The organism is Anaerotruncus sp. DFI.9.16 (genome assembly GCF_024461615.1).
Classification (GTDB): domain Bacteria; phylum Bacillota; class Clostridia; order Oscillospirales; family Ruminococcaceae; genus Anaerotruncus; species Anaerotruncus massiliensis.
Genome location: NZ_JANFZX010000001.1, coordinates 25,268 through 51,018, shown reverse-complemented (window position 1 = coordinate 51,018; position 25,751 = coordinate 25,268). Strand labels below are relative to the sequence as shown.

32 protein-coding genes and 1 tRNA gene are annotated in these 25,751 nt (G+C 58.9%); 23 read left to right on the top strand and 10 right to left on the bottom strand.

What is annotated here, in order from left to right; translation table 11 throughout:
- The first annotated feature begins 14 nt into the window (after positions 1-14).
- From NE609_RS00265 to NE609_RS00160, 23 genes are all read left to right on the top strand, one after another.
- Positions 15-848: a hydrolase gene (locus tag NE609_RS00265; RefSeq protein ID WP_370867111.1), complete on the top strand. Its 834-nt coding sequence runs from the start codon at positions 15-17 to the stop codon at positions 846-848.
- Positions 838-1,233: a DUF2577 domain-containing protein gene (locus tag NE609_RS00260; protein ID WP_256151325.1), complete on the top strand. Its 396-nt coding sequence runs from the start codon at positions 838-840 to the stop codon at positions 1,231-1,233. The genes NE609_RS00265 and NE609_RS00260 overlap by 11 nt, the downstream gene beginning before the upstream one ends.
- On the top strand, positions 1,230-1,622 hold the full coding sequence (locus tag NE609_RS00255; protein ID WP_256151324.1) for a DUF2634 domain-containing protein: 393 nt from the start codon (positions 1,230-1,232) through the stop codon (positions 1,620-1,622). Before NE609_RS00260 ends, NE609_RS00255 begins: the two co-directional genes overlap by 4 nt.
- A complete protein-coding gene (locus tag NE609_RS00250) occupies positions 1,615-2,673 on the top strand; it encodes a baseplate J/gp47 family protein (protein ID WP_256151323.1) in 1,059 nt (352 codons plus the stop codon). Before NE609_RS00255 ends, NE609_RS00250 begins: the two co-directional genes overlap by 8 nt.
- Positions 2,666-3,229, top strand: coding sequence for a putative phage tail protein (locus tag NE609_RS00245; protein ID WP_256151322.1), 564 nt, complete (start codon positions 2,666-2,668; stop codon positions 3,227-3,229). Before NE609_RS00250 ends, NE609_RS00245 begins: the two co-directional genes overlap by 8 nt.
- A complete protein-coding gene (locus NE609_RS00240) occupies positions 3,229-4,863 on the top strand; it encodes a DUF6273 domain-containing protein (RefSeq protein WP_256151321.1) in 1,635 nt (544 codons plus the stop codon). Before NE609_RS00245 ends, NE609_RS00240 begins: the two co-directional genes overlap by 1 nt.
- Positions 4,864-4,922: 59 nt before the next feature.
- Positions 4,923-5,348, top strand: coding sequence for a hypothetical protein (locus NE609_RS00235; protein WP_256151320.1), 426 nt, complete (start codon positions 4,923-4,925; stop codon positions 5,346-5,348).
- A gap of 7 nt (positions 5,349-5,355) precedes the next feature.
- Positions 5,356-5,535, top strand: coding sequence for a DUF6273 domain-containing protein (locus tag NE609_RS17690; RefSeq protein ID WP_370867110.1), 180 nt, complete (start codon positions 5,356-5,358; stop codon positions 5,533-5,535).
- A 203-nt stretch (positions 5,536-5,738) separates the two neighbouring features.
- On the top strand, positions 5,739-6,932 hold the full coding sequence (locus NE609_RS00230) for an RNA-directed DNA polymerase (protein WP_256151319.1): 1,194 nt from the start codon (positions 5,739-5,741) through the stop codon (positions 6,930-6,932).
- Positions 6,923-7,612 (top strand): carbohydrate-binding protein, encoded by a 690-nt coding sequence (locus NE609_RS00225; RefSeq protein WP_256151318.1) that lies wholly within the window; start codon positions 6,923-6,925, stop codon positions 7,610-7,612. Before NE609_RS00230 ends, NE609_RS00225 begins: the two co-directional genes overlap by 10 nt.
- Entirely contained in the window at positions 7,609-7,923 is a 315-nt protein-coding gene (locus NE609_RS00220; protein ID WP_256151317.1) for a hypothetical protein, read from the top strand. The genes NE609_RS00225 and NE609_RS00220 overlap by 4 nt, the downstream gene beginning before the upstream one ends.
- Positions 7,913-8,170: a hypothetical protein gene (locus NE609_RS00215; protein WP_256151316.1), complete on the top strand. Its 258-nt coding sequence runs from the start codon at positions 7,913-7,915 to the stop codon at positions 8,168-8,170. Before NE609_RS00220 ends, NE609_RS00215 begins: the two co-directional genes overlap by 11 nt.
- A gap of 4 nt (positions 8,171-8,174) precedes the next feature.
- On the top strand, positions 8,175-8,564 hold the full coding sequence (locus tag NE609_RS00210; protein ID WP_256151315.1) for a hypothetical protein: 390 nt from the start codon (positions 8,175-8,177) through the stop codon (positions 8,562-8,564).
- The gene (locus NE609_RS00205) at positions 8,557-9,486 is read left to right on the top strand and encodes an SPOR domain-containing protein (RefSeq protein WP_256151314.1); all 930 of its coding nucleotides are present in this window, start codon (positions 8,557-8,559) and stop codon (positions 9,484-9,486) included. Before NE609_RS00210 ends, NE609_RS00205 begins: the two co-directional genes overlap by 8 nt.
- Positions 9,487-9,913: 427 nt before the next feature.
- Positions 9,914-10,246: a hypothetical protein gene (locus tag NE609_RS00200; RefSeq protein ID WP_256151313.1), complete on the top strand. Its 333-nt coding sequence runs from the start codon at positions 9,914-9,916 to the stop codon at positions 10,244-10,246.
- Between the two features lie 126 nt (positions 10,247-10,372).
- Positions 10,373-10,753, top strand: coding sequence for a hypothetical protein (locus tag NE609_RS00195; RefSeq protein WP_256151312.1), 381 nt, complete (start codon positions 10,373-10,375; stop codon positions 10,751-10,753).
- Positions 10,754-10,828: 75 nt separating this feature from the next.
- Positions 10,829-11,557 (top strand): N-6 DNA methylase, encoded by a 729-nt coding sequence (locus NE609_RS00190; protein ID WP_256151311.1) that lies wholly within the window; start codon positions 10,829-10,831, stop codon positions 11,555-11,557.
- Positions 11,558-11,586: 29 nt separating this feature from the next.
- On the top strand, positions 11,587-12,156 hold the full coding sequence (locus NE609_RS00185) for a DUF6273 domain-containing protein (protein WP_256151310.1): 570 nt from the start codon (positions 11,587-11,589) through the stop codon (positions 12,154-12,156).
- 57 nt (positions 12,157-12,213) lie between these two features.
- The gene (locus tag NE609_RS00180; protein WP_256151309.1) at positions 12,214-12,420 is read left to right on the top strand and encodes a helix-turn-helix transcriptional regulator; all 207 of its coding nucleotides are present in this window, start codon (positions 12,214-12,216) and stop codon (positions 12,418-12,420) included.
- A complete protein-coding gene (locus NE609_RS00175) occupies positions 12,420-12,602 on the top strand; it encodes a hypothetical protein (protein WP_256151308.1) in 183 nt (60 codons plus the stop codon). The genes NE609_RS00180 and NE609_RS00175 overlap by 1 nt, the downstream gene beginning before the upstream one ends.
- Positions 12,599-13,396, top strand: coding sequence for a bifunctional methylenetetrahydrofolate dehydrogenase/methenyltetrahydrofolate cyclohydrolase FolD (gene folD / locus NE609_RS00170; RefSeq protein WP_256151307.1), 798 nt, complete (start codon positions 12,599-12,601; stop codon positions 13,394-13,396). The genes NE609_RS00175 and folD overlap by 4 nt, the downstream gene beginning before the upstream one ends.
- Before the next feature lie 119 nt (positions 13,397-13,515).
- Positions 13,516-14,355, top strand: a complete 840-nt coding sequence (locus NE609_RS00165) for a SprT-like domain-containing protein (protein ID WP_256151306.1) — start codon at positions 13,516-13,518, stop codon at positions 14,353-14,355.
- 111 nt (positions 14,356-14,466) lie between these two features.
- A complete protein-coding gene (locus NE609_RS00160) occupies positions 14,467-15,054 on the top strand; it encodes a hypothetical protein (RefSeq protein ID WP_256151305.1) in 588 nt (195 codons plus the stop codon).
- A gap of 380 nt (positions 15,055-15,434) precedes the next feature.
- Here NE609_RS00160 and NE609_RS00155 read toward each other — a convergent pair.
- The 10 genes from NE609_RS00155 to carA all read right to left on the bottom strand — a co-directional run bounded on the left by NE609_RS00155 (position 15,435) and on the right by carA (position 25,748).
- Positions 15,435-15,510 (bottom strand) — tRNA-Ala (locus tag NE609_RS00155).
- 124 nt (positions 15,511-15,634) lie between these two features.
- Positions 15,635-16,639 (bottom strand): pyruvate kinase, encoded by a 1,005-nt coding sequence (locus NE609_RS00150; RefSeq protein WP_256151304.1) that lies wholly within the window; start codon positions 16,637-16,639, stop codon positions 15,635-15,637.
- A 102-nt stretch (positions 16,640-16,741) separates the two neighbouring features.
- Positions 16,742-16,969, bottom strand: coding sequence for an HPr family phosphocarrier protein (locus NE609_RS00145; RefSeq protein WP_256151303.1), 228 nt, complete (start codon positions 16,967-16,969; stop codon positions 16,742-16,744).
- Positions 16,970-17,069: 100 nt separating this feature from the next.
- The gene (gene larA, locus NE609_RS00140; protein WP_256151302.1) at positions 17,070-18,371 is read right to left on the bottom strand and encodes a nickel-dependent lactate racemase; all 1,302 of its coding nucleotides are present in this window, start codon (positions 18,369-18,371) and stop codon (positions 17,070-17,072) included.
- Positions 18,372-18,448: 77 nt separating this feature from the next.
- Positions 18,449-19,087 carry an orotate phosphoribosyltransferase gene (gene pyrE, locus NE609_RS00135; protein WP_256151301.1) on the bottom strand — a complete coding sequence of 213 codons (639 nt, stop codon included), beginning with the start codon at positions 19,085-19,087 and terminating at the stop codon, positions 18,449-18,451.
- 5 nt (positions 19,088-19,092) lie between these two features.
- Complete coding sequence (gene pyrF / locus NE609_RS00130) at positions 19,093-19,800, bottom strand: orotidine-5'-phosphate decarboxylase (RefSeq protein WP_256151300.1); 708 nt, start codon at positions 19,798-19,800, stop codon at positions 19,093-19,095.
- Complete coding sequence (locus NE609_RS00125; RefSeq protein WP_256151299.1) at positions 19,790-20,704, bottom strand: dihydroorotate dehydrogenase; 915 nt, start codon at positions 20,702-20,704, stop codon at positions 19,790-19,792. The genes pyrF and NE609_RS00125 overlap by 11 nt, the downstream gene beginning before the upstream one ends.
- Positions 20,704-21,450, bottom strand: a complete 747-nt coding sequence (locus tag NE609_RS00120; RefSeq protein ID WP_256151298.1) for a dihydroorotate dehydrogenase electron transfer subunit — start codon at positions 21,448-21,450, stop codon at positions 20,704-20,706. Before NE609_RS00120 ends, NE609_RS00125 begins: the two co-directional genes overlap by 1 nt.
- Entirely contained in the window at positions 21,443-24,646 is a 3,204-nt protein-coding gene (gene carB, locus NE609_RS00115) for a carbamoyl-phosphate synthase large subunit (protein WP_256151297.1), read from the bottom strand. Before carB ends, NE609_RS00120 begins: the two co-directional genes overlap by 8 nt.
- Positions 24,630-25,748, bottom strand: a complete 1,119-nt coding sequence (gene carA / locus NE609_RS00110) for a glutamine-hydrolyzing carbamoyl-phosphate synthase small subunit (RefSeq protein ID WP_256151296.1) — start codon at positions 25,746-25,748, stop codon at positions 24,630-24,632. The genes carB and carA overlap by 17 nt, the downstream gene beginning before the upstream one ends.
- Positions 25,749-25,751 lie beyond the last annotated feature (3 nt).

Here is a 25,751-nt window from a genome sequence, read left to right as displayed (position 1 = left end):
TAAAGGATTCCGTCTTGTCTTTTCAGGAAGGAGACGCCGTAAAGCTGTCCGTCGACGGAACGGATATGTTTTACGGCTTTGTCTTTACAAAGAGCCGCTCGGGGCACACGCCGAACGTTATTGAGGTTACCGCCTACGACCAGCTCCGCTACTTCAAGAACAAGGACACCTATGTCTACTCGAACAAGAAGGCGAGCGACGTTATCAAGATGATAGCTGAGGACTTCGGCCTCAGCGTGGGAACTCTTGAGGACACGGGGTACGTTATCGGCTCGAGGACCGAGGACAATACTACGCTCTTTGACATTGCCCAGAATGCGCTTGATGAAACGCTGCGAGCGAAAACTAAGCTCTATGTGCTCTACGATAAAGTCGGCAAGCTGACGCTGCAGGACATCGAGAGCATGAAGCTGAATCTGCTTATCGACGCCGACACTATCGGCGAGTACTCCTATTCGAGCACCATCGACAAGCAGACCTACAACCAAATCAAGATTACCTTTGAGAACAAGGATTCGGGCAAGCGCGAAATCTTCATTGCGAAGGACAGCTCGAATATCAACAAGTGGGGCCTTCTGCAATACACCGATACCGTCGAGCTCTCCGCAAGCGGCGCGGCAAAGGCAGAGGCTCTCCTAAAGCTCTACAACACAAAAACCCGCTCGCTCTCTATCTCCGACGCGCTCGGCGATACGAGAGTCCGGGCGGGCTCGTCCGTTATTGTTAAGCTGGGGCTCGGAGACATCAACGTCCAAAGCTACCTACTGGTCGAATCGGTGACGCACAAGTTCAAGCAAGAGCAACACCTGATGGACCTGAAATTGCGAGGTGGTACATTTGTCACTTGATATGAACGGTTTTTTAGAAAACGTAAAGCGCGCCGCGGTCGAGGCTGTAGCCGCCGGCAAACCCTTCGGCTTTATCCTCGGTAAGGTGACGAGTGTCTCCCCGCTCAAGGTGCAGGTTGACCAGAAGCTCGAACTTACTGCAAGTCAGCTCATCTTGACGAATGCGGTGCGAGACTTCACCGTTTATATGACGGTGGACCACCAGACAGAAGAAACTTCCGGCGGCAGCGGCTACGCAGAGTTCGCAAGTCATAAGCACGCCTACAAGGGCAAAAAGGCCTACAAGGTACACCTTGCCCTAAAGACCGGTGAGCAAGTGCTTCTCCTGCGGGCCGACGGCGGCCAGAAGTTTATTATCTTAGACAGAGTGGAGGCGCCAAAATGATACCTAAAGTAGAAGACGACCTTTTGACGCTTGAGGTCGAGACTCAGCCGAGTCTTACTTACGCTCTGGATATTGAGCATGGGCGCATTCGTGGCATGGTAGACGAGCTCGAGTCGCTGAGGCAGGCTATTTACCTGATTCTCAGCACGGAGCGGTACGCCTATCTCATTTACTCATGGAACTACGGCGTTGAGCTCGTCGAGCTTATCGGCCAGCCGAAAGAGTATGTGCTTCCAGAGATTAAGCGTTGCATTACAGAGGCCCTACTGCAGGACGACCGAATCACCGCAGTAGACGGCTTCGAGTTTGAGACTGGAAAAAAGACCGTGCACGTCACCTTTACCGTGCATAGCATTTTCGGCGATTTGGAGGTGGAAACCGATGTATGAGGATAAAACCTATGAGGCGATTCTTCAAGAGAAACTCGCCCGCATAGCGTCGAGCCTTGATAAGCGCGAGGGCTCGATTATTTTCGATGCGCTTGCGCCGAACTCCCTTGAGAGCGCCATGATTTATGTGGCTCTCGATACTGTACTCAATGAGACCTTCGCAGACACCGCAAGCAGAGACTACCTTATCATGCGCTGCGCTGAGCGCGGTATCACGCCTCTGCCGGCGACCTGCGCCGTGGGTATCGGCGAATTCAGTATGGATATTCCTGTCGGCACGCGCTTCTCCTGCGATAAATACAACTGGGCCGTGACCGAGAAAATCGAGTCTCTCAAGTATTACCTTACTTGTGAGACCGCCGGTGCGGACCCGAACAGCTACACCGGTCAGCTTATTCCCATCGAGTATATCGAGGGACTCGCGACCGCGGAGCTGACGAGTATCGTTATTAACGGTGAAGACGAAGAAGCGACCGAGACCCTGAGACTGCGCTACCTCAACAGCTTTGAGAATCAGTCCTACGGCTTCAACCGTGGGCAGTATATCGAAGTCACCGAGGCACTGCCGGGCGTCGGCGGGTGCAAGCCCTACCGTGCGTGGAAAGGTCCCGGAACGGTCAAGCTCGTTATTACGGGAAGCGACTACCAACCGCCTTCCGATACCCTTATCAATACCGTGCAGACGACCATCGACCCGACACAGAACAGCGGCGACGGTATCGGTCTTGCCCCTATTGACCATGAGGTTACGGTCGTCGGCGCAGCAGGTACTACGGTCAATATCTCTACGACCCTGACTTTCGCCTCCGGCTGGAACTTGACCGAGTGCCTCCCGTACATTCAGAGCGCTCTTGACGCCTACTATCTCGAGCTCAATTCGACGTGGAGTAAAGAGGCAGGGCTGATTGTCCGTGTATCGCAAATCGAGTCGAGACTCCTCGCGCTCGCCGGTATCGTCGATATTTCCGGCACGACTCTGAACGGCCAGACGGGAAATCTCACGCTCGATAAGGACGCGGTTGCGGTGAGGGGGTCGTTCACAAATGCGTAATTTCAACAACATCAGAACCATCGACCTCAAAGAGTATCTTCCAGACGTGCTGAAAGACGTGCAGGAAATGCGGGCAATCATGGAAGCGGAGACCCCGGAGGTACAAGCTATCTGGGACGCCTGCGAGGATTGCATGAACGACCAGTTTATCTCTGAGGCTACCGAGAACGGCGTGGCCCGCCGGGAGAAAATGCTGGGTATCACGCCCTTCGCGACCGATACTCTTGACGACCGCAAGCTCCGGCTGCTCAGTCGGTACAACGAAAATATTCCCTACACAAGGAAAAGCCTCGCCGCTCTGCTTGAGTCTCTCTGCGGGGCGGGAGGTTATGTTTTGACTATCACGACGGCGACCTTTACCGTCAATGTGAAAGTCGCGCTCGGCGTCAAGAAGCAGGAGACGATTATCTCCGAGACGCTTGAGCGCATTCTGCCGTACAACATGGTCTTTACGGTAGAGCTTCTTTATAACACGTGGGCTAAGGTCAAGCCCTATAAATGGAGCGAGGTCAAGCCGCTCACGTGGAAAGATTTGAAGGAGGAGGTACTTACTTAATGGCTACCTACACAGACAACTACAAACTGAAAAAGCCGGCTCCGGAAGACTTCGCGGACATCGCGGACCTCAATGAGAACGCGGATAAAATCGATGCCGCACTCAAGGACAAGGCGGACCTCGACGAGTCCGGCAAGCTGAAAGAGGACCAGCTTCCGAGTCTGTCCTATATCCCTACCTCGCAGAAAGGCGCGGCAGGCGGCGTCGCAAGCCTCGGCGCTGACGGCAAAGTCCCTTCCGGGCAGCTTCCTGCTATGGACTATATCCCCACTTCTCAAAAGGGCGCAGCGGGAGGCGTTGCAAGTCTGGGCTCTGACGGCAAGGTCCCTTCGGGACAGCTTCCTTCGCTCGACTATATTCCTACTTCGCAGAAGGCCGCAGCGAACGGCGTTGCGTCCCTTGACGCGAATAAGAAGGTCCCGGTCGCACAGATTCCCGCCCTCGGCTATATCCCTACCTCACAGAAAGGCGCGGCAGGCGGTGTAGCTACTCTGGGAAGCGACGGCAAGATTCCCGAATCTCAGCTCGGTACGGTCGGCATACCGCCTCAGATTATCGCCACAATTCCGAGCGGCAGCTCCGTCACCTGCAAATGCGGCTCTAAGACCTTGACCGCTACGAGCACTGGTACCGTGACATTCAACCTGACGGGGTACGGTACATGGGTCGTGACGGCTACAAAGGACGGGCAGACCGCGACTGAGAGCGTTGTCGTGGACGATGTGAAGCAGTATAAAATCTCGCTCTCCTACTTCTCCGCTACACTGAAAGTAACCTCGGACTCCGGCGCTACCGTTACCGCTACGAACGGCACGAAGACCTTCTCCGGCACCGTGCCTACGAGCGGCGTGCTCTCCCTGACGATTACCGCGTCCGGTACCTATACCGTTACCGCTACAAAGAGCGGAGAGACGACCGACCCCGTGAGCGTGGCAATCACGACCTCCGGGCAGACCTACTCCGTCGAGTGCCTGTTCTTCAACAGTGTGCTCTCTAAGAACACGTGGGCGCAGATTGCGAAAGCCTCCGCCGCGGGCAAGGCCTCTCAGCTTTGGTCTGTCGGCGATACGAAGGACATCACGGTCGGAAGCGAGACCCTGACGCTCGTAATTATGGGCTTCAATCATGACGACCTCGCAAGCGGTGGTAAAGCCGGTATTACCTTCGGCCTGAAAAACCTTATGGCAACTACGCGCCGAATGAATGCCTCGAATACAAATAGCGGTGGCTTTACCGGCTCTGAAATGTACTCGTGGCTGCAAAACACGCTTTTGCCGACTCTGCCGTCCGACCTGCAGGCGGTGCTCAAGAGCGTCAATAAGAAGACCTCCGCAGGCAGTCAGAGCTCGACTATCAACACAAACTCGATGAAGCTCTTCCTCTTCTCCGAGATTGAGATTTTCGGCTCGACTACCTACTCGAAAGCCGGTGAGGGCTCGCAGTACAGCTACTTTGCTACCGCCGCGAACAGAATCAAATACCTCTCCAACGGCTCCGGGTCTGCGTACTGGTGGTGGGAGCGTTCTCCTTATGGGAGCAACTCCGGCTACTTCTGCGGTGTGAACGGCAACGGCGACGCGGACAATTACTACGCCGACGGCGCCAGCGGCGTTTGCTTCGGCTTCTGTGTTTAATCTACTATCTTTAGTCAATCCGGGGCCCTTGTGGCCCCGGTAGGAGGTAAAAGCTAACTATGTCAGTTTATAAAGCACTGCGAGGAGACAGCTCGGTCCAGTTCGTAGAGACTGCGCGCAAGCTCGCCGTGCATACAAGAAAATGCTGCCTGAAAATGCCGAAGAGGTATACCTTCTACGGTGCTCAGGAGCTAAGCGCTCTCGCCGATACCGTCTACAATGAGGTCAAAATGGCGAACAGCGTTTTTCCCGGAAATCAGCACGAGGCGCAGCTCCGGCAAGACCATCTTATCGAGGCAAACGCCACGCTTCAGGCGCTTATCGGTCAGCTCGGAATTATGGCAGACCTTCTCAAGCAAAATCCTGAAAAGCTGCGCTGGCTCGGTAATTCTCTCGAGGAGTGGGCTTCCCTCATCAGTGAGGAGGCTAAGCTAATTTCCGGCGTAAAGAAATCGGATAAGGAGCGATTCAAGAATCTGCCCTAACCGATATATGGGTCCTGTCATGATACTGTTGTCTTGTCCTGCGAACTGGTGGTGGGAGCGTTCTCCTAATGGGAGCAACTCCAACAACTTCTGCAATGTGAACAGCAACGGCAACGCGAACAATAACAACGCCAACAACACCAACGGCGTTTGCTTCGGATTCCATAAGGAATCAGGTCCGACGTAGTAAGCGGGAAACCGCCGAAATCAGTACCTTTATGGAAGGATGACTCGTACCCTGCCTTTTGGCTAAAACACTCCTTTGATGTAGTCGCTCGGACGCTGCTTGCATGGCACGGTTTACGCGGACCGTGTTTCATGGGCGGTACTACTATGCAGTTACTTTTACGCGTGAAATCCTGCAACACTGTACAAAGGGGACAATTTTTAATGACAAGCGAAGAAAGACACGAGGCTCGCTATCAGAGGCGAGTCAAGAAACGGCAAGAAAGACGCCTCGCTCTCAGCAAATCCTGCGGAGATTTTGAGGACGTCTTTTCTTATGAAAACCTATATCAATCCGGGCATATCTGCTGCCGCGGCGTTAGCTGGAAAAGCTCCACGCAGACTTACCGCTTTAATCTCGTAACGAATACGGCCGCAACGCGTCGCGCGCTTCTTGACGGGACGTATAAGAGCCGAGGCTTTATTGAGTTCGACCTCTACGACCGAGGAAAAATGCGGCACATCAGGAGCATTCATATCAGCGAGCGCGTCGTGCAGAGGACGCTCTGCGATAAGGTCATCAACCCGACCTTAAAACCATCGTTCATCTATGACAACGGCGCAAGTACCGAGAACAAGGGAATCGACTTCGCTCTCAACCGCCTTTCCTGCCACCTGCAAAGGCATTACAGGAAGTACGGGCGGGAGGGCTATGTTCTTCTCTTCGACTTCTCCAACTACTTTGCCAACGCACAGCATTGGCCGGTCAGCCGCGAGCTGGCAAAGCGCGTGCATGATGTGAGAATCAGGGCTCTTGCGAATGAGTGTCTCGATAACTTTGGTCCCATCGGTTACGGACTCGGAAGTCAAATCTCGCAGACTGCCGCTCTTATGCTGCCGAATAAGCTCGACCACTTCATCAAGGAAAAGCTCGGCATTAAAGGCTACGCCAGATATATGGACGACGGCTATCTGATTCATCCGAGCAAGGAATACCTCAAAGAGTGTCTTACTCGCATGAAAGAGGTCTGTGATTCTCTCGGCATTATTCTTAATACGAAAAAGACAAAAATCAAGAAGCTCAGCGAGGGCTTCAAGTTCCTGCAAATCCGCTTCAAGCTGACAGAGACCGGGAAGGTGCTTCGCAAAATGAGTTTTGAGAGTATTAAGAAAATCCGGCGCAAGCTCAAAAAGTTCAAGCTCTGGAATATCGAGGGCAGAGTCGTGAAAATCGCCGGCAAGCTCGTCCGGCGCGTATTCCCGCTCTCAGATATTTGCAGCGCCTATGAGAGCTGGCGCGGACACATGAAGCGAGGAAACAGCTTCCATGCCGTCGAGCGCATGGACCTATATTTTAAGAAACTGTTCGGATTCCACCCGAATAATAAAATCGAATGGAGGAAAGCGCTATGTACTTAATCACAAACTCGGCAAATCTCATTGTCGAAATCTGCGAGCACCCCTGTTATGTTCGCAAGCAGGCAAACGGCGTTGTTGTTCTCAGCGAGCAAGACAAAGCCGACGCGATTTACTCGAACGACTCCAACACCTTCTGGCCTACTCAGCAGGTCGGGTATCTCTGCGACCGGCATACTCTCGTTGAAGTCGAGAGTGTTCCCACGGAAGTTGTCGCCGGCTTCTACTTCTATCATGCTGGGGAGTTCTACACGACTGAGGCGAATCTGACCGCCCTCGCAAAAGCGCGGGCTCCGGAGCTCGCGAGTCTTGTTTTCGTGAAAATGGCAGAGACAGAACAGCTCGACGACGCGACTCTCACGGAACACGCCGAGCAGTTTTCAGAATGGGCATACCCGGTAGCTTATGCGGTCAAGGCGATTTGCTCTTACAAAGGAAAACTGTACCGCTGCATACAAGCGCACAGCTCGCAAGCAGATTGGACGCCGCCGGCTACTGCAAGTCTTTGGAAGGAAATCGGAGACCCTACGGTCGAGTACCCCGAATGGTCTCAGCCCCTCGGCGCGCATGACGCCTACGCGCTCGGCGATAAGGTTGCGCACAACGGCAAGCACTGGGTAAGTACTGCCGCAAATAATGTTTGGGAGCCGGGGGTCTACGGCTGGGAGGAGGTTACTGAATGACGGTTTATCAATGGCTCTGCCTTTTCGGCGTGCCTGCGCTCATTGCGGCCATCTTCAAGTACCTGCACTCCCTCGTCAAGAAGAACGCTCTGGACACGGCTGCGGTAAAGGCGGGGCTGCAAGCCTTGCTCAGGTCGCAGATGATTAGCGACTACAACAAATGGGAGGAACGCGGCTTCGCTCCTATCTACGCCCGGGAAAACTTCGAGAACTGCTGGAAGCAGTACCACTCCCTCGGCGTGAACGGCGTTATGGACGACCTCCATAACAAGTTCTTAGAGCTGCCGGTATCGCCACCCGATGAGAGCTAAGAAACGAGAGTTTTCCAAAATCATAATCGCCATTGTCGGGACCGCTACGGGAGTCGTAACGGTCTTTACTTTGGCCGTCGTTTGGAAAACCGGCGACACTTCGCCGCTTGCATACCTTATTCCCGCCATCTTCGCCGAGCTCGCTACCGCGACCGGCTTCTACTACAGTAAGGCGAAAGCCGAAAACCGAATCAAGCTCCGTAAGAAGTACGGGCCTGATATATACAATGATTCAAAGGAGGACTAAAACCATGTTAGAAAGCGTACTGCAAAACCTTATCAATATCGGCTGGGCCATGCTTATCTTCCTCGCCGCGTACCTCGCGAATGTTGCCTTTTCGCTCTGGTACAACATCAAGATTCTGCATGAGTCCTTTGATAAGGACAAGCTCATCGCGAGCGGCCTTAAGATTCTGACCTTCGTGGTCGGGCTGACGCTGCTCTGCACGGCAATCACGACTCTGCCCCTATTCGCAAATCAAGTCGGCTGGGCGATTCCTGAGGAGTATTCCGACCTCTTCGCGGACCTCATTATTATCGGCGCCGTGCTGCTCGTGGCCTGCAAGTACATCAAGGAGGCCTTTACTAAGTTCGTGGCTATCCTGAACGCTAAGACAGAAGGAGGTACCGAAAATGAGTAACAGCCCGCTCGTAAACTATACGAAAATCTCGCCGAATAAATCGAGCCCCCGTAACCACAAAATCGATACCGTAACTATCCATTGCGTGGTCGGTCAATGCTCGGTCGAAACCCTCGGCAACGTGTTCGCCCCTACTTCCCGGCAGGCGTCCAGCAACTACGGTATCGGCTACGACGGCCGTATCGGCATGTACGTCGAGGAGAAAGACCGCTCGTGGTGCTCCTCGAACGCAGCGAACGATAACCGTGCAATCACGATTGAGGTCGCCAGCGATACCAAAGAGCCTTACGCCGTAACGGAGAAGGCCTACGCCGCGCTCATCGACCTGCTCGTCGATATTTGCAAGCGCAACGGTATCAAGGAGCTCAAGTGGAAGGCCGACAAGTCTCTTATCGGTCAGCCGGACAAGCAGAACATGACCGTGCACCGGTGGTTTGCGAATAAGAGCTGCCCCGGTACATATCTCTACGAACGGCACGCCAAGATTGCCTCTGAGGTCAACAAACGTCTCGGGAGTACGAATATCAAGCCCGAGCCTGAAAAGCCGTCTGGGGGCTTGTATCGCGTCCAGACGGGTGCCTTTAAGGTCAAGGCAAACGCAGACGCCATGCTGGCTAAGGTCAAGGCGAAAGGCTTTGATACCTACATGGTGAAGGTCGGAGACCTCTACAAGATTCAGGTCGGGGCCTTCAAGGTCAAGGCGAATGCGGAGGCTACGCTGAAGAAGCTGCAAGCCGCGGGCTTTTCGGCCTTCATCACGACTGAGGAGGGCTCCGCTGTAGGCGCAGGCAAGTCGGTCGACGAGCTCGCCCGGGAGGTCCTGCAAGGCAAGTGGGGCAACGGCGCGGAGCGTAAGAAGCGGCTTGAGGCTGCGGGGTATGACTACGCTGCCGTACAGAAAAAAGTAAATCAGCTCGCCTAAGAGATAAGGCCGGAGTCGTTCCTTCGTGGGACGGCTCCGGCCTTTTACTATTTGCGGTAGAAATGCAACAGAAAGTTCGCAGAATCCCGGCAGTTTTGCGCGCTCCCTTTTCTTACCAAACACGGTAAAATAATAATTGTCAAGGGGAAAACCTTGACAAAGAAAAGAGCCCCCGTTGTTCCAGCAACGAGAGCTCAGAAAGGAGGTCAATCATGGACGGCTACCACACCGACTACGGATTCATGGGCTTGGTAAACGGAGAGTACATGCTCTTCGCGACCGACACCGAGTACCTTGAATACGTAACTGACGACTAACCTCGTCCGCTCGAGAGCTTGGCCGGTCGCAAGACCGGCTGAGCTCGAGAGTATTCATATATTATATCGCATTCAGGCGAGAAAGTAAACCCTAAGGAGGTAACGATTCTATGAATTTCCAACGCGCTTGCTATAGCTACTCCGCCTTGCGGCGGTGCGCGGACACCGTAAAGGCTACTAACTGGACCGTTCGCCGGTCAGCAGAGCATTTCAGCAAATGCTTTGAGGTAAAGAAGGTATTCGAGCTTTGCTATGACGAGACGCATTGCCTGCTCTTCGACCCGGACTTTTCCCCGTGGTATGACTACCTTAAAGCAGTCGACCGCAAGTACACGAAGAAGGAGCTCGACATGAAGCTGCGTATGTGCCACCGCTTCCTTGCAAACGAGCTCAACGCGATTCTGGCCGCTATGAGAACTGGCGAGGTAGACGCGATTGACTGAAAGCGGTAAAACCGCAACGGAAAGTTCGCAAAATCCCGGCTGTTTTGCGCGCTCCCGAAATCAGTAAAACGCGGCATAATAATAAATGCAAGGTGCGTAACACTTAAAGCAGGGAGGCAAAATAAAATGACCTATGAAATCGAAATTACTCGGAACAACGTAACTCCGGCTAAGTTTTTTGCAGAAATCCGATTTGCGTGCAAAAAGAAAGGTATTGATTTTGGCCTTGAACTTGAGCAATTCGTAAATCCTGTGCAGCCCAGCAATCACCGCTATGCTGTTATCAACGGCGAGAAAGTCTGCTATGCTGGCAATTACCGCTACGTAGAGCCCGCAGAGTCTGCACCCTGCGAGGCTGAGGTTTGCCGGGACCTGCCCTATGATTGCCAAACATTCGTCCGCGGCTTTGATGGCGCTTGCTACAATGAGATTTGCGAGTTCACTTTTGACGACGAAAAGACTGGGCACGGATATTACTATCAAATGAATAAGGACGCAACAGCATAAGAAAGATTCGCCCGCAAGGGCGTTTCTTTCGAGCCGAACGCTTTAGCACACTACTTTATTAAAGGAGGCAAATCAATGGCAAAAAGAGTCGGAAAGACCGACGACCAACCTTTTGTAAAGCTCTTCCGAGAGCTTACATACCGCTGGACTCCGTGGGAGGTCTGGCAGGACTTCGTTACGATGTACGCTTGCGCTATCTCGAACGCGGTCGACAAATCCCACTTTGAAAAACGCGAAGAGCTCTACCTCAAGCGGATTCAGAAGTACAACAAGAAGGAGCAAGAGATTTTTCCTCAACTCGCTGTGGAAGTGGTCCTTGCTCTCGAAAAGAATCCGGAGCAAGACTTCCTCGGAAGTATCTTCATGGCACTTAACCTCGGCAATGACTCCGGCGGGCAGTTCTTTACACCCTACGACGTTTGCCGAATGATGGCTGAAATGACTTGCGACAACGCGCTGCCGACTATCGAGGCAAAAGGTTATATCTCAATTAACGACTGCGCTTGCGGCGCCGGCGCTACTCTGATTGCCGGCGTTCACGCTACGGCTAAGCAGATAAGCAAGGCGGGTCTGAACTGGCAGAATCATATTCTCGTGACCGCGCAGGACGTTGACTACACCGTAGCCTATATGTGTTATATCCAGCTCTCGCTTCTCGGCGTTGCCGGTTATATCAAAGTAGGCAATTCACTTACCGAGCCTATGCGCTCGGACGACTCATTGGAGAACTACTGGTTTACACCGATGTACTGCTCCGATGTGTGGACTATCAGAAGGCTTCTCAAGGGCAGAACGCTCTTATAAGCAAATATATTTTTCAGGAGGTTTTTATTATGGCAACTATCACAACGAAAGAGACCCGCGCCTTCAACTGGGCGAATCCGGGTACGCTCAAAGTCGGCGATGAAATCGTCGAGACTCTCAAGGACGGCCGCGAGGTCGTGTTCGTCGTCATGGACGATGGCGTTATCGGGCTGAAGAATCTGCTCGGCTACCACTGCATGAATGAGGACTGGACCAACAAAGGCGGTTGGCTTGCCTGCGATATGCGCCGCTACCTCAACAAGGAAGTTATCGCGTTGCTCCCCGACGAACTCGTCGCGGCTATCAAGCCCCGCAAGTTCGGCGAAGAGGAGGACAAGCTCTGGCTCTTCTCTGAGATGGAGGTCTTCGGCGAGCATGACTGGACCGAGAAGGACCCCGACCGCAGCTTCCAGTTTGAGTACTTCAAGGACCGCCGAAACCGTATCAAGGTCGACGAGGACGGAGATGCGGCATGGTGGTGGGAGCGTTCTCCTTATGGGAGCAGCTCCTACACCTTCTGCTATGTGGGCGGCAGCGGCAACGCGGGCCATAGCGGCGCCTACGGCACCATCGGCGTTTGCTTCGGCTTCTATATCTAATCATCAATCTATGAATCCGCGGGGCCTTGTGCCCCGCGGTGAAAGGAGAACGACACTTTGGGACTTAAAGATTTGCGGCTTGCGAAAGGCTATAGCCGCACTGAGCTGGCGAAAGTCAGCGGAATTCGTTATCAGAAAATCCGTGATATTGAGGTCGGTATTATCAAGCCCGAGAATATCACGCTCAAAACGGCTCTCAAGCTCGCGCAGGCTCTCGACTGCCAGCCCGAGGACCTGACAAAACCGGATAAGGAGGAAGAATAATGGCTCGATATTTTAAGGTCACTGAAATCGACCGAGACAGCTTTATCGAGGCGGTTGGCGAAGATTTAGACTGCGCTCAGTTGGTTACCGCATGCGACGGCATTGGCTACGCTGCGGTAGATGATACCGAAGAAGATGAAATCGCCATTCCTCTTGATGTTTTTGAGGAGGAAAGCGAATGATTATTGACGGAAAAGCTATCGCCGCTCAGGTGAAGGCTTCCTTGCAAGGCTCTGACGCAAAGCTCGCCGTTATTATGGTCGGCGACGACCCTGCTTCCTCGGTTTATGTCCGCAATAAGGAACGCGCTTGCGCCGAGGTCGGTATTCAGTCCTGCTCTCGCAGGCTGCCAGCTACGGCGTCGACCGAAGAAGTCATTGCGTCTATCGCAGAGCTCAATGCATGGGCGGACGGTATCCTCGTACAGCTTCCTCTTCCGGAACACATTGACGAGAAGAAGGTACTCGGCGCAATACCGCCGGAGAAAGACGTGGACTGCTTCCACCCCTATAATATCGGAAAGCTCTTGACCGGCGAGGCGGGCCTCAGGCCCTGCACTCCGGCCGGAATCCTTCATTTGCTGGGAGACGTAAGCGGGAAGCACTGCGTCATTGTCGGGCGCAGCAATATCGTAGGCAAGCCCCTTGCCCTCATGCTTCTGCGTGCGAACGCTACCGTTACCGTATGTCACTCTAAAACGAAAGACCTTGCGAGCTATACTCGTCAGGCCGATGTACTTATCTCGGCAGTCGGTAAGCCGCGCTTTATTACCGCGGACATGGTTAAGCCTGAGGCGGTCGTTATCGACGTCGGAATCAATCGGGACGAGAACGGTAAGCTCTGCGGGGACGTTGCTTTTGAGGAGGTTGCGGCGAAGGCGTCTGCGATTACCCCAGTACCCGGCGGGGTAGGCCCGATGACCGTTGCCATGCTGCTCAAGAACACCGTGTACGCGGCTTCTTACCAAAAGCGGTAGAACTGCAACGAAAAGTTCGCAGAATCCCGGCAGTTTTGCGCGCTCCCTTTTTCTACTGAACACGGTAAAATATAATTGTCAGTTGGAAAACACTGGGAATTACAAAGGAGGCAAACATAATGAAAGACATGAGCATTATCGCTAACAAGAAGATTATCAATAAGGAGACCAACGAGGTCCGTCTGGTCGTGCACATTGACGAGGAGAATCGCAAGATTCACTCCGTACCCGTGGATGAGCCTAACGCCGAGCCGAGTATCATGGCTGCTGCAAGCTATGACCGTCGCTGGAAGCTCTACGAGGCCGCTGAGACCGAGGCCGCTGAGACCGAGGCCGCTGAGCCCGAGGCTAACCACGACGCGCCTATGAAAATGTCGGACGTCGTTACTAAGCTCGAGAGCCTGTTCGACATTCTGAATCGCGTCTACTTCGACAACGCGCTGCCGAAACCGGTCATCACCGTTCAGTCTACCCCTAAGGCTTACGGTCATTGCTCTACTAAGAAGATTTGGAAGAGCGAGAGTGACGGCCAGTATGAAATCAACATCGGCGCCGAGTTCCTCAATCGCCCGTCTGCTAATACGGCTGCGACGATGTGCCATGAGATGGTCCATCTTTACTGCCTCGTGAATGAGATTCAGGACACTTGCCAGAAGGGCCGCTACCACAATAAGACCTTCAAGGCCGAGGCTGAGGCGAGAGACCTTGAAATCGGGTACGACCGTACCGTGGGCTTCTCCCACACAAATCCAACCGAGGCCTTCAAGAAGACCCTCGAAAACAACGGCTTCGTGCTTGAAGTTCCGTTCGCCCGCGTTATGCCTGAGGAGAAAGCAAAGGCCGAACGCGAAAAGCCTCACCGCTACGTTTGCCCGGTCTGCGGGCAGGAAGTTAAGACGACTGCTGACCTCAGCCTCATTTGCGGTATCTGCGAGGTCGCTATGGAGAGGGCTGACTAAAAGGACTCCAGAACAGCCCGTATCGCGTCCAAAGTTTTCAGAGGGTAAATCTAAGGGCCCCTGAGCTAAAACGCGATACGGGAGGTCTGAGGCTTGCCCGGGGAGGTTTATATGAGAGACGAAGAGTACCTCTTCAAAGAAGATGTACGAGAAAAGGCGATAACAGCCCGGAGCGCTAAGAAGCGCCCTCGGCATAGCGGTTGCCGCCTACCGCAATACACGGCAAAGGAGATGAGAGAAATGAGCGGTCCTACCTACACGCTCAACCTGAAGAAGCGTATCACCTATGCGGAGTTCAAGGCCCTTCCCGAGGGCTTGCAGAAGAGCTACGTGCAGAACATCGTTGACAAGTACCGCGTTGGGCCTTCGGCTCTTGCCGAGCTTATGGGCGCAAACGCCGGTGCGGTCGGTGTTTACCTGAGCAAGAGAGGCTTTTCCTTCAAGCGAGGTTTTCAGCCTACGAAGGACAACCTCGAGAGATTCCGAGAGGACTACGGTATCAGCACGAATGCGCCGACAAAAAAAATAACTTTGGAGAACTTCTCGTTCTGCTTCTCCGGAGCCTTCAACGCGGCGAGCTTTGTAAAGCAAATCAAGGCCTTCGTCCCCGAAGGACAGCTCTTGCGGGTCTCCGTAGCAGTTGAGGTAGTCGAGCCCGAGCCCTCTGCTACTGAGCCTGCTACCGAAGAAAGCCCTTGATTTACAAGGCCTTTGGCTATCTGGTAGTACTGGTAGTTCGTAAAAACTAAAAAGATTTTTCCAAAAAGTAAAGGGACTCAAAGCGCAATCTCGTCGCTCCCTCGCATTACACGTATATATAAGGAAAATTCGTTAAAACGGACTACCGACTACCAAAAGAAAAAGGACAGGCTCAAAGCCTATCCTTAATCTGGGTCGCAAGTACGAAACCGTAAGGTAAGACGACTATCGTCACCTCAGGGGTTCGACCTGCGATTAAATTGGTGGAGACGAAGAGGATCGAACTCTCGACCAACCAATCCCCACCGTTCGCGCCGGATGCTGCGCATCCGTCACGGCGGAGAGTGCAGAAAAAAGGCACCATCTTCCGATGGTGCCTTTGGTGGAGACGAAGAGGATCGAACTCTCGACCTTACGGATGCGAACCGTACGCTCTCCCAGCTGAGCTACGCCCCCAATTTTTGCGGCGGTCCTAATTCAGACCGCGAGATTTATTATAGCATCCAATGGGGGGCTTGTCAATATAAAATTCCCAATTACGGAGGAAATTTTGACGCGTCCGGTCGAACGGACGGTCCGCTCAATGCGCCGCGCGCCAGCGCAGCGCCTCTTCCCCGGTCTTTACCAAAACGCGCATCGCCGCGGCGGGGTGCTCCCCCACCGCCGTCTCCCCCGTCAGCATGAGGGAGGACGCGCCGTCAAGCACGGCGTTGAAGATATCACACACCTCGGCGCGGGTGGGCACCGCGCTGTGGTGCATCGAATGGAGCAGCTGGGTGACCACCATGAACGGTTTTTCCGCCGCGCGGCAGGTTTCCGCCGCGGATTTCTGCGCCGCGGGCAGCTCCCAGAGGGGCAGATCGTTGCCGAGGTCGCCGCGCGCGATCACAATGTGATCCGCGTGGGGCAAAAGCTCCGGCAGCATCGCGAGGCCCTCCCGGTTTTCGAGCTTGGCAAAGACGCGCGTGCCCTCCGCCCCCGCCGCCGATAGCGCGTCCCGCAGGGCGGTCAGGTCGTCCGCGCCCCGCACAAAGGGGAGCATCACGCCGGTCACGCCGCATTCCCCGATGCGCGCGAGGTTTTCGCGGTCGCTCTCCTGTAAGGTCGGCGGATGCAGCGCCGCCCCGGGCAGGGCGATGCTTTTGCGGGATTGCAGAGTTCCGCCGCGCAGCACCTCACAGTCCGCGCTTTTTTCATCGCAGCGCAGGGCGCGCAGGAGAAGCGCGCCGTCGTCGAGCAGGATCTCCTGCCTTGGGCGCAGCGCGGAGAAGATCAGCCCGGGGACCGGCAGGCCGCCTTCGCCGAGCACGGCCCTCTCCCCCCGCGCGAGCCGCACGGGGACGGCCAGCTCCCCGACCCGCAGCTCGGGGCCGCGCAGGTCGATGAGCAGCTCGGGGCGCGCACCCGTTCGGGAGGCGGCCTCCCGCAGGCTGCGAAGCCAGCCGCCGCACCGGTCGAGCGAGGTGTGCGACAGGTTGAGCCGCACCCCCGTCATCCCCGCCTCGAAGAGCTCTGACAGAATGCCGGGGTCGGCGCAGGCGGGGCCGAGCGTCCCAAAATATTCCAGCCGCGCGGGCTTTTCCATCACAAACGCCTCCCTTTCCTCCGTCCATTGTACCCGATCGGCCGGCGTAATGCAACAAGGGCGCGCCCCAAAGCGGGGCGCGCCCTCAGGATACCGCCTGATTCAAATGATATAGGCCTTGAGCGCCTCGGCGTAACGGGCTTCGTTGTCGCCGTGGACGATTACTTCGATCGGCTTGGCCAAATCGATGCTGAAGATGCCCATGATCGATTTCGCATCGATGGTATAGCGGCCGGAGACGAGGTCCACGTCCTCCTCGAATCTGGATACGGTGTTGACAAACTCCTTGACGTCGTTAATCTCCTTTAAGCGGATGGTAAATTTTTTCATAACTGACACCCCTTCCTGTTTGGTTACCTCTATTGTAACACCCGCGCCCCCGGTTTGTCACCTGCCGGGAGCCGTTTTTGTAAAAAAACGGCATAAAATTCTATTGCCCGTCCCGGAATTTCGGCAGGGTGTTTGCGCCGTGGGGCAGCAGGGTCGTGCGCAGTTCCAGCGAGCCGCCGTTGAGCTCCTTCGCGAGCGCGAGCGCCTCCCCGAGCGTTTTGACCGCGTGGATCTTCGTTTTGGCGAACTTCTCCTTCGGGATGTCCGTCACCATGATGAACCGGTACCGCTCCGCGCTCTCGCAGAAGAGGAACCCGACATACGCGCCGATCGAAAAGTTCTCCCGCAGGTCGCGCTCCCGGTCGAGCATGTTGTCGAATCCGCAGATCTGGCGCGCGCAGTCCGCGTCGCCGAACGATTCGCGGCACTCGGACAGCAGGATCATCGTCCCGCCGTCTGCGACCACCGCCCGCGCATTGCTGAGCGTCTTGGAGGTCTGGTAGAGGTTGATGTCCTTGGGGTAGCCCCCCGACGACGCGATCACCAGCGGGGTGCGCTCCTCCACGTAAACCCCGTCGATGTCGTCCACCAGCTTGCAGGCCGCCGCGTGCGCCTCGACATAGTCCCCCGCGAAGGCGCGGATGATGTTGAAGTCCCCGTCCGCGACGACGTTCAGCAGGAAACAGGGCTTTGCCAGCTCCGCCGCCTCCGCCATGTCCGCGTGGAAGGGGTTCGACCCGGTCAGGTTCGCGCTGCGCACCATCGGGTTGGAGCCGTTCCCGAAGCCCTCGTTGAGCGCGAGGTTGTGGTTTTTCATGATCGTCTCCCGCCCGGCGATGCCCGGCAGGACATATTTGCGGCCCCCGCCGTATCCCGCGAGGAAGTGATAGACCGCGCCGCCCGTCAAAATCAGCTTGTCGCAGGCCATCGCGTGGGCGTTGAGCCACACCGGCGTGCCGCGCGAGGTGACACCCATGAATTTGAGGTTCGCGTCGTCGGTGCAGACGTGGTCCTCGCACCGGACGCGGCCGAGAATCTCCTCCCCCACGAGGCCGGCCCACTCCTCGCGGGTCTGGCGGCGGTGGGTGCCCGTCGCGCTGACGATGAGGATGTCCTCGTCCCGCACGCCGCAGGCGTTCAGCTCCTCCACGAGAATCGGCACGTAGATTGCCGGGGACTGCCATTTGCGGGTGGTGTCGGGGATAACGACGCAGACCGTCTCCCCCGCCTTCACGACCGCGTCGAGCGTGCCCGTGCCGATGGGATGGGCGAGCGCGTCGCGGATGTGCTCCTCCGGGGTCATCTTCGGCAGCGGGACGCGGTTGCTTTCCAGCTCCGCCGCGATCAGCTCCTCGCGGATGGGCACGTCGAAGGCGATGCTGCTGTATTTCATCTGGTGCATTGTAAACTCTCCTTCATCCATGAATTCCACGAGATAAAATACCACCGCGGCGGACGGATGTCAATGCGGATTTTGCGTCACAGGGTCATCCAGCCCCCGTCCTGCGGATTCTGGCGGAACCGTTCGAGCCGGGGCACATCCTCCCGCGCGATCACGCCCTCCTCCACAGCCGCGGCAAGCAGCGCGTCGTAGCAGGAGAGGGAGACGTTTTGGACTCCCGCATCGGCGAGGCGCTTCACACCCTTCTCAAGCCCGTAGGTGAAGATCGACGCGATGCCGAGCACCTCGCAGCCAGCCTGCCGCAGCGCGTCCACCACCTCGAGCACCGAGCCGCCCGTCGAGATGAGGTCCTCGATCACGACGACCTTCGCCCCCGGTTCGGCGCGTCCCTCGATGCGGTTCCCCCGTCCGTGGTCCTTGGCCGCGCCGCGCACATAGCACATCGGCAGGCCGAGGATTTCGCTCACGTAGGCGGCGTGCGCGATGCCCGCCGTGCTCGTCCCGGCGAGCAGCCCGCAGCCGGGATAGCGTTCCTTCACGAGCGCCGCCAGCGCCGCCTCCACCTCCCGCCGGACGGCGGGATGGGAGAGGATGATGCGGTTGTCGCAGTAGATGGGCGAGCGGATGCCGCTCGCCCAGGTGAACGGCTCGCCGGGGCGCAGGAATACCGCCCCGATGGAAAGCAGGTCCTTTGCGATCTTCGTCTCTGTCCGCATCCTCATCACTCCCCCAGAAAATCAAATCTTACGCGGCGGTAGGCCCCCACCGGGTCGTCCGCCGCCGTGACCGGCCGTCCGACGACGATGTAGTCCGCGCCGAGCTCCCGCGCCCGGGCGGGGGTGGTCACGCGGGCCTGATCGTCCGCGCGTGCATCCGGATAGCGGATGCCGGGTGTCACCGCCAGGAAGCCGCCGCTGAAGCTCCCCTTGACGAGCGCCGCCTCGAGCGGGCTGCACACCACCCCATCGAGCCCCGCCGCGCGGGCGTTGGCGGCGTAGCGCGTCACCACCTCGCCCATCGGGGCCGGGATGAGCAGCTCCTCCCGCATCCGCGGCTCGCTCGTCGAGGTGAGCTGCGTCACCGCGATGAGCAGCGGGCGGCGGCCCGCCGCCCCCTCCTCGAGGCCCGCCTTCGCCGCCTCCATCATCTCGATTGTGCCGGCGGCATGCACGTTCGTCATGTCGACGCCGAGCTTCGCGAGATTTTTCATCGCGCGGCGCACCGTGTTGGGGATGTCGTGCAGCTTCAGGTCGAGGAAGACCCGGTGCCCCCGCGCCTTCACCTCCCGCACGATCTGCGGGCCCTCCCCGTAAAAGAGTTCCATGCCGATCTTGACATAGGGCTTTTCCGCCGTGAACCGGTCGAGGAACGCGAGCGTCTCCTCCCGGGTCCCAAAGTCGCAGGCGATAATCACGTCTTTATTGGCCATTTCCCGTCCTCCCGATGATCGATTTTAAATCGCGGATCCCGTATTCCTCCATCCTTTTCGGAAGCTCCTCCACCACGCGCAGGCAGGCGTATGGGTCGACGAGGTTCTGCGCGCCGATCTGCACCGCGCTCGCGCCCGCCGAGAGGAATTCCAGCAGGTCGTCCGCGCTGGCGATCCCGCCCACCCCGACGACCGGGATCTTCACCGCGCCGCACACCTCAAAAACCATCCGCAGGGCGACCGGCTTGATCGCGGGGCCGGAAAAGCCGCTCGTGACCGTCGAGACGAGCGGGCGGCCGGTGCGCGGGTCGACGCGCATCCCGAGCAGCGTGTTGATGAGCGTCAGCCCGTCCGCGCCCGCCTCCTCGCACGCCCGCGCGACCGCCGCGATGTCGGCCGCGTTGGGGGAGAGCTTCATGTAGACCGGCTTTTTGACCGCCGCTTTGACGGCGGCCGTGATCGTCGCAGCCGCCTCGGGCGAAGCGCCGAACGCAAGGCCCCCGTGCCTCACATTGGGGCAGCTCACGTTGATCTCGAGGATGTCCGCGCCCGCCTCGTCGAACCGCCGCGCGACCTCCACGTATTCCTCCGCCGAGAAGCCGCAGACGTTCGCGATCACCGGCCCGGAATAGACCGCGCGGAGCCTGGGCAGCTCCTCCCGGACGACCGCGTCCACGCCGGGGTTTTGGAGCCCCACCGCGTTTAAGAGCCCCGCCTCGCATTCGGCGACGCGGGGCGTCGGGTTGCCGAAGCGCGCCTCCCGCGTCGTCCCCTTCAGCGCGACGGCGCCGAGGCGGTTGAGGTCGTACCACTTTGCCATCTCATGGCCGAACCCGAAGGTCCCGCTCGCCGGGATGACCGGGTTCCGGAGGGTAAGCTCCCCGAGCTTTACCGAGGTATCCATCAGAACCGCACCTCCCCTGACCGGAGCACCGGCCCCTCGACGCAGATGCGCCTGGGGCCCGCGAGCGTTTCGCAGGAGCAGCTCATGCAGGCGCCGAACCCGCAGCCCATCCGGCGTTCGAAGGAGAGCTGGCCCTCCGCGCCCTTTTCGCGCCCGAGCGCGTGCACGGCGGCGAGCATCGGCTCGGGGCCGCAGGCGAAGTAATAACCGTAATCGAGCCGGGAAAGCGGCTCCGTGACGAAGCCCCGCTCCCCGAGGCTGCCGTCCGCCGTGGCGACGAGTACCTCGCAGCCGAGCGTCAGGAAGCTCTCCGCCAAAAAGGCGTCGGCCGCCGTCTGGAAGCCGAGCGCCGCGGCGGGCGGCTCGCCGGCGAGCGCGAGCCGCCTGGCGAGGCCGTAGAGGGGCGGCACGCCCACCCCGCCGCCGATGAGGACCGTCCGTCTCCCCCGCGCCGCCGAAGGGTCGTAGCCGTTGCCCAGCCCGGTCAGCAGGTCGAGCGTTTCGCCGGGGAGGGCGCGGGACAGCAGGCGCGTCCCCTTCCCCACCGCCCTGTAGAGGAGGGTCAGCCCGCCGCCGTCCCAGTCGCAGACGCTGATCGGGCGGCGCAGGTAGCACCCGTCCACGCGCACGTTCACGAACTGTCCGGGGGCCGTGATCCAGCGGGTGTCGCCGAGAAGGCGCATCCGGAAGACCTCCCGCGCGATGGGGCGGTTTTCCGCCACCCGGTAGAGGGCGTTTTTATACATCGGCGTCCCCCCTCCCCGCGTCGATCGTCGAAACGCCGACGGTCAGCTCCTCGAGCACGTCGAGCAGCACGGCCGTGGTATCGAGGGAGGTGAAGATCGTCACGTTATGCTCCACCGCGAGCCGGCGGATGCGGTAGCCGTCCTTGGCCGGATTCTCCCCGCAGCCGGGGCCGAGGGTGTTGACCACGTAGGTCACATGCCCGGCGCGCAGGCTGTCGGGAATCTCCTCCGAGCCCTCGCTGATCTTGTGGAGCAGGCGGGTCCGGATGCCGTGCCGCTTGAGGAAGTTGGCGGTGTCCTGCGTCGCCTCGATGTTGAAGCCCAACTCGTAGAACCGTCGGGCGTAGGGCAGCGACCGCTCCTTGTCCCGGTCGGCGATCGTGAAGAGGACTGTCCCGTAGTTGACCACCCGCTGGCCCGCCGCCTTGAGCGCCTTGTAGAAGGCGCGGTAGAGGGTCTTGTCGCATCCGAGCGCCTCGCCCGTGCTCTTCATTTCGGGCGAGAGATAGGCGTCCGCGCCCCGGATTTTTGAGAAGCTGAAGACGGGGCATTTGACGTACCAGCGGTCCCGCCTCGGCGCGACGCCGGTTTCATAGCCCTGCTCCCGGAGGGACTGGCCGAGCGCCACTCTGGCGGCGACGCCCGCCAGGTTGATCCCCGTCGCCTTGGAGAGGAAGGGCACCGTGCGCGACGACCGGGGGTTCACCTCGATGACGTGCACCTTCTCCTGCGGATCGACGATGAACTGGATGTTGAAGGGGCCCTTGATGCCGATGCCGAGCCCCAGCTTCACCGTGTAGTCGACAATCGTCCGGCAGGCCGCCCCGCTCACCGAGAAGGTCGGATAGACGCTGATCGAGTCGCCCGAGTGCACCCCCGTGCGCTCGACGTGCTCCATGATGCCGGGGATGAAGACGTCGGTCCCGTCGCACACCGCGTCGACCTCGAGCTCCTTGCCCTCGACGTACCGGTCGACAAGCACCGGCGCGTCCTCGCTCGCGCGCACCGCCTCGGAGAGGTAGCGGCGCAGGTCGTCGTCGCAGACGACGATCTGCATCGCCCGCCCGCCGAGCACGAAGCTCGGCCGCACGAGCACCGGGTAGCCGAGGGAATTCGCGGCCTCGAGCCCCTCCTCAAGCGTCGTCACCGCGCGTCCCTCCGGCTGCGGGATGCCCAGCCGCTCCATGAGCGCCTCGAAGCTGCCGCGGTTTTCCGCCCGGCCGATCGCCTCGCAACCGGTCCCGGCGAGCGGCACCCCCAGCGCGTCGAGTCGCGCCGCCAGGTTGATCGCCGTCTGGCCGCCGAGCGTCACGACGACCCCGTCGGGCCGCTCGAGCGCCAGCACGTTCATGACGTCCTCGACGGTGAGCGGCTCGAAGTAGAGCTTGTCGCTTACCGTGTAGTCGGTCGAGACCGTCTCGGGGTTGTTGTTGATGATGATTGCTTCGTACCCCGCCTCCCGGATGGCCCAGATCGCGTGGACGGTCGAGTAGTCGAACTCCACCCCCTGCCCGATCCGGATGGGGCCGGAGCCGAGCACGACGATCTTTTTGCGGGTGGTCACGACGCTCTCGTTTTCCTCCTCGTAGGTCGCGTAGAAGTAGGGGACGTAGCTCTCGAACTCGGAGGCGCAGGTGTCGATCATCTTGTAGACGGGCAGAAGGCCGTTTTCCCTCCGCAGGAGGAAGATCTCCGACTCGCTCCTCCCCCACAGCCGCCCGACGCAACCGTCCGAAATCCCCATCCGCTTGGCGCGGCGCAGGAGCTTGAGGTCGCCGGGGCGCGCCGCGAGCTCCCGCTCGAAGGAGACGACGCCCGCGAGCTTTTCCACAAAGAACCGGTCGATCTTCGTCGTCCGGCAGATCCTCCGCACCGGCGCGCCCCTCCGCAGCAGCTCGGCGATGGCGAACAGCCGCTCGTCGGTCGGATTGCGCAGGATTTCCCACAGCTCCGCGTCGGGCGCGGCGTCGAACTTTTCAAGCCGCAGGCAGTTCGCGCCCGCCTCGAGGCTGCGCACCGCCTTGAGCAGGCTCTCCTCGAAGGTGCGCCCGACCGCCATGACCTCGCCCGTCGCCTTCATCTGGGTGGAGAGCAGGCGGCTGGCCTTGTCGAACTTGTCGAAGGGGAAGCGCGCGATCTTGGTGACCACGTAGTCGAGCGCGGGCTCGAAGCTCGCGGGGGTGTTGGCGAGGGCGATCTCGTCGAGGGTAAAGCCCACCGCGATGAGCGCCGACACCCGCGCGATCGGGTAGCCGCTCGCCTTGCTCGCCAGCGCGGAGGAGCGGGAGACGCGGGGGTTCACCTCGATCACATAGTAGCGGAAGGAGTCGGGGTCGAGCGCGAACTGCACGTTGCAGCCACCCTCGATGCCCAGCGCGCGGATGAGCCGCAGGGCGGCGTCCCGCAGCATGTGGTACTCCTTATTGGTGAGGGTCTGGCTCGGGCAGACGACAATCGAATCCCCCGTGTGGATTCCCACCGGGTCGACGTTCTCCATGTTGCAGATGGCGAGCGCCGTGTCGTTTCTGTCCCGGATGACCTCGTATTCGATCTCCTTGTAGCCCTTGATGCTCTTTTCGACGAGCACCTGCCCGGCGGGCGAAAGGCGCAGGGCGTTTTCCGCGAGAGGGCCGAGCTCCGCGTCGTTTTCCGCGAAGCCCCCGCCCGTGCCGCCGAGGGTAAAGGCGGGACGCAGGACCACCGGATAGCCGATGGCGCGCGCCTTCTCATACGCCTCCGCCACCGTTGTGGCAACGTCGCTCGGGAGGGTCGGCTCCCCCGTCACGGCGCAGAGCTCCTTGAAGAGCTCGCGGTCCTCGGCGCGCTCGATCGCGTCGAAGCCGGTGCCGAGGATTTCGCACCGGCACTCCCCCAGTACCCCTTTTTTGGCGAGCTGCATGGCGAGGTTGAGCCCCGTCTGGCCGCCGAGGGTCGGCAGGAGCGCGTCGGGGCGCTCCTTGCGGATGATACGCGCCACGAACTCCAGCGTGAGCGGCTCGATATAGACGCGGTCGGCGATGTCGGTGTCGGTCATGATCGTCGCCGGGTTGGAGTTGACGAGCACGACGGTGTAGCCCGCCTCCCGCAGCGCGAGGCAGGCCTGGGTGCCCGAGTAGTCGAACTCGGCCGCCTGGCCGATGACGATCGGGCCCGAGCCGATCACGAGGATCTTGCGGATATCAGTACGCTTCGGCATCCCGGTCCCCCCTCTCTGTTAAAAACGCCTCGATCGAGGCGATGAACCTGTCGAACAGGTAGGCCGAATCCTGCGGGCCGGGCGCGCTCTCGGGGTGGTACTGCACCGAGAAGAGGCGTTTGTCCGTGTTTTCCAGCCCCTCGACCGTGCCGTCGAGCAGGTTTTGGTGCGTCACCGTAAGGCCGGTCCCCGAAAGGCTCTCCGGGTCGACCGCGAACGAGTGGTTCTGGCTCGTGATCTCGATCCTGCCGGTCAGTAGATTTTTGACCGGGTGGTTGCCGCCGCGATGGCCGAATTTGAGCTGATAGGTGCGCGCGCCGTTCGCGAGCGCGATGAGCTGGTGGCCGAGGCAGATTCCGAAGATGGGCAGCCTGCCCTGGAGCGCCCGCACGAGCGCGGCGGCCTCGGGGACGTCCCGCGGGTCGCCCGGCCCGTTCGAGAGGAAGAGCCCGTCCGGTTCCATTGCCAGCACCGCTTTGGCGGGGGTATCGTAAGGCACGACCGTCACGTCGCAGCCGCGCGCCGCCAGCGAGCGGATGATGTTGTGCTTGACGCCGCAGTCGACCGCCACGACGGAATAGCGCGCGTTGGCGGTGCGGCAGCGCCAGGGCTTTTTGCAGCTTACGCGCGCGACCTGGTCGTGCGGGACGGGCGTGCCGGCCAGCCGTTCGAGCGCCGCCGCGTCGGGCGTGTCAGCGTCCGTCAGCAGCGCGCGCATGCTCCCCTCGCTGCGGAGCATCCGGGTGATCGCCCGGGTGTCCGGCCCTGCGATGCCGGGGATGCCGTGCTCCTCCATCACCTCCGAAAGGGTCCGCGCCGCGCGGAAGTTGGAGAGGCTGTCGTTATATTCCCGCACGATGAAGCCGCCGATGCGCGGCGTCTTCGTCTCGTAATCGTCCGCCGCGAGCCCGTAGTTGCCGATCAGCGGATAGGTCATGCAGACAAACTGCCCGCAGTAGGACGGGTCGGAGAAGATCTCCTGATACCCGACCATCGAGGTGTTGAAAACAGCCTCGCACACCGCGTCGGCATCCGCGCCGAACCCCTCGCCCGCGAATACTCGGCCGTTTTCAAACACCAGCTTCTTCCGTGGTCTTTCCATCCT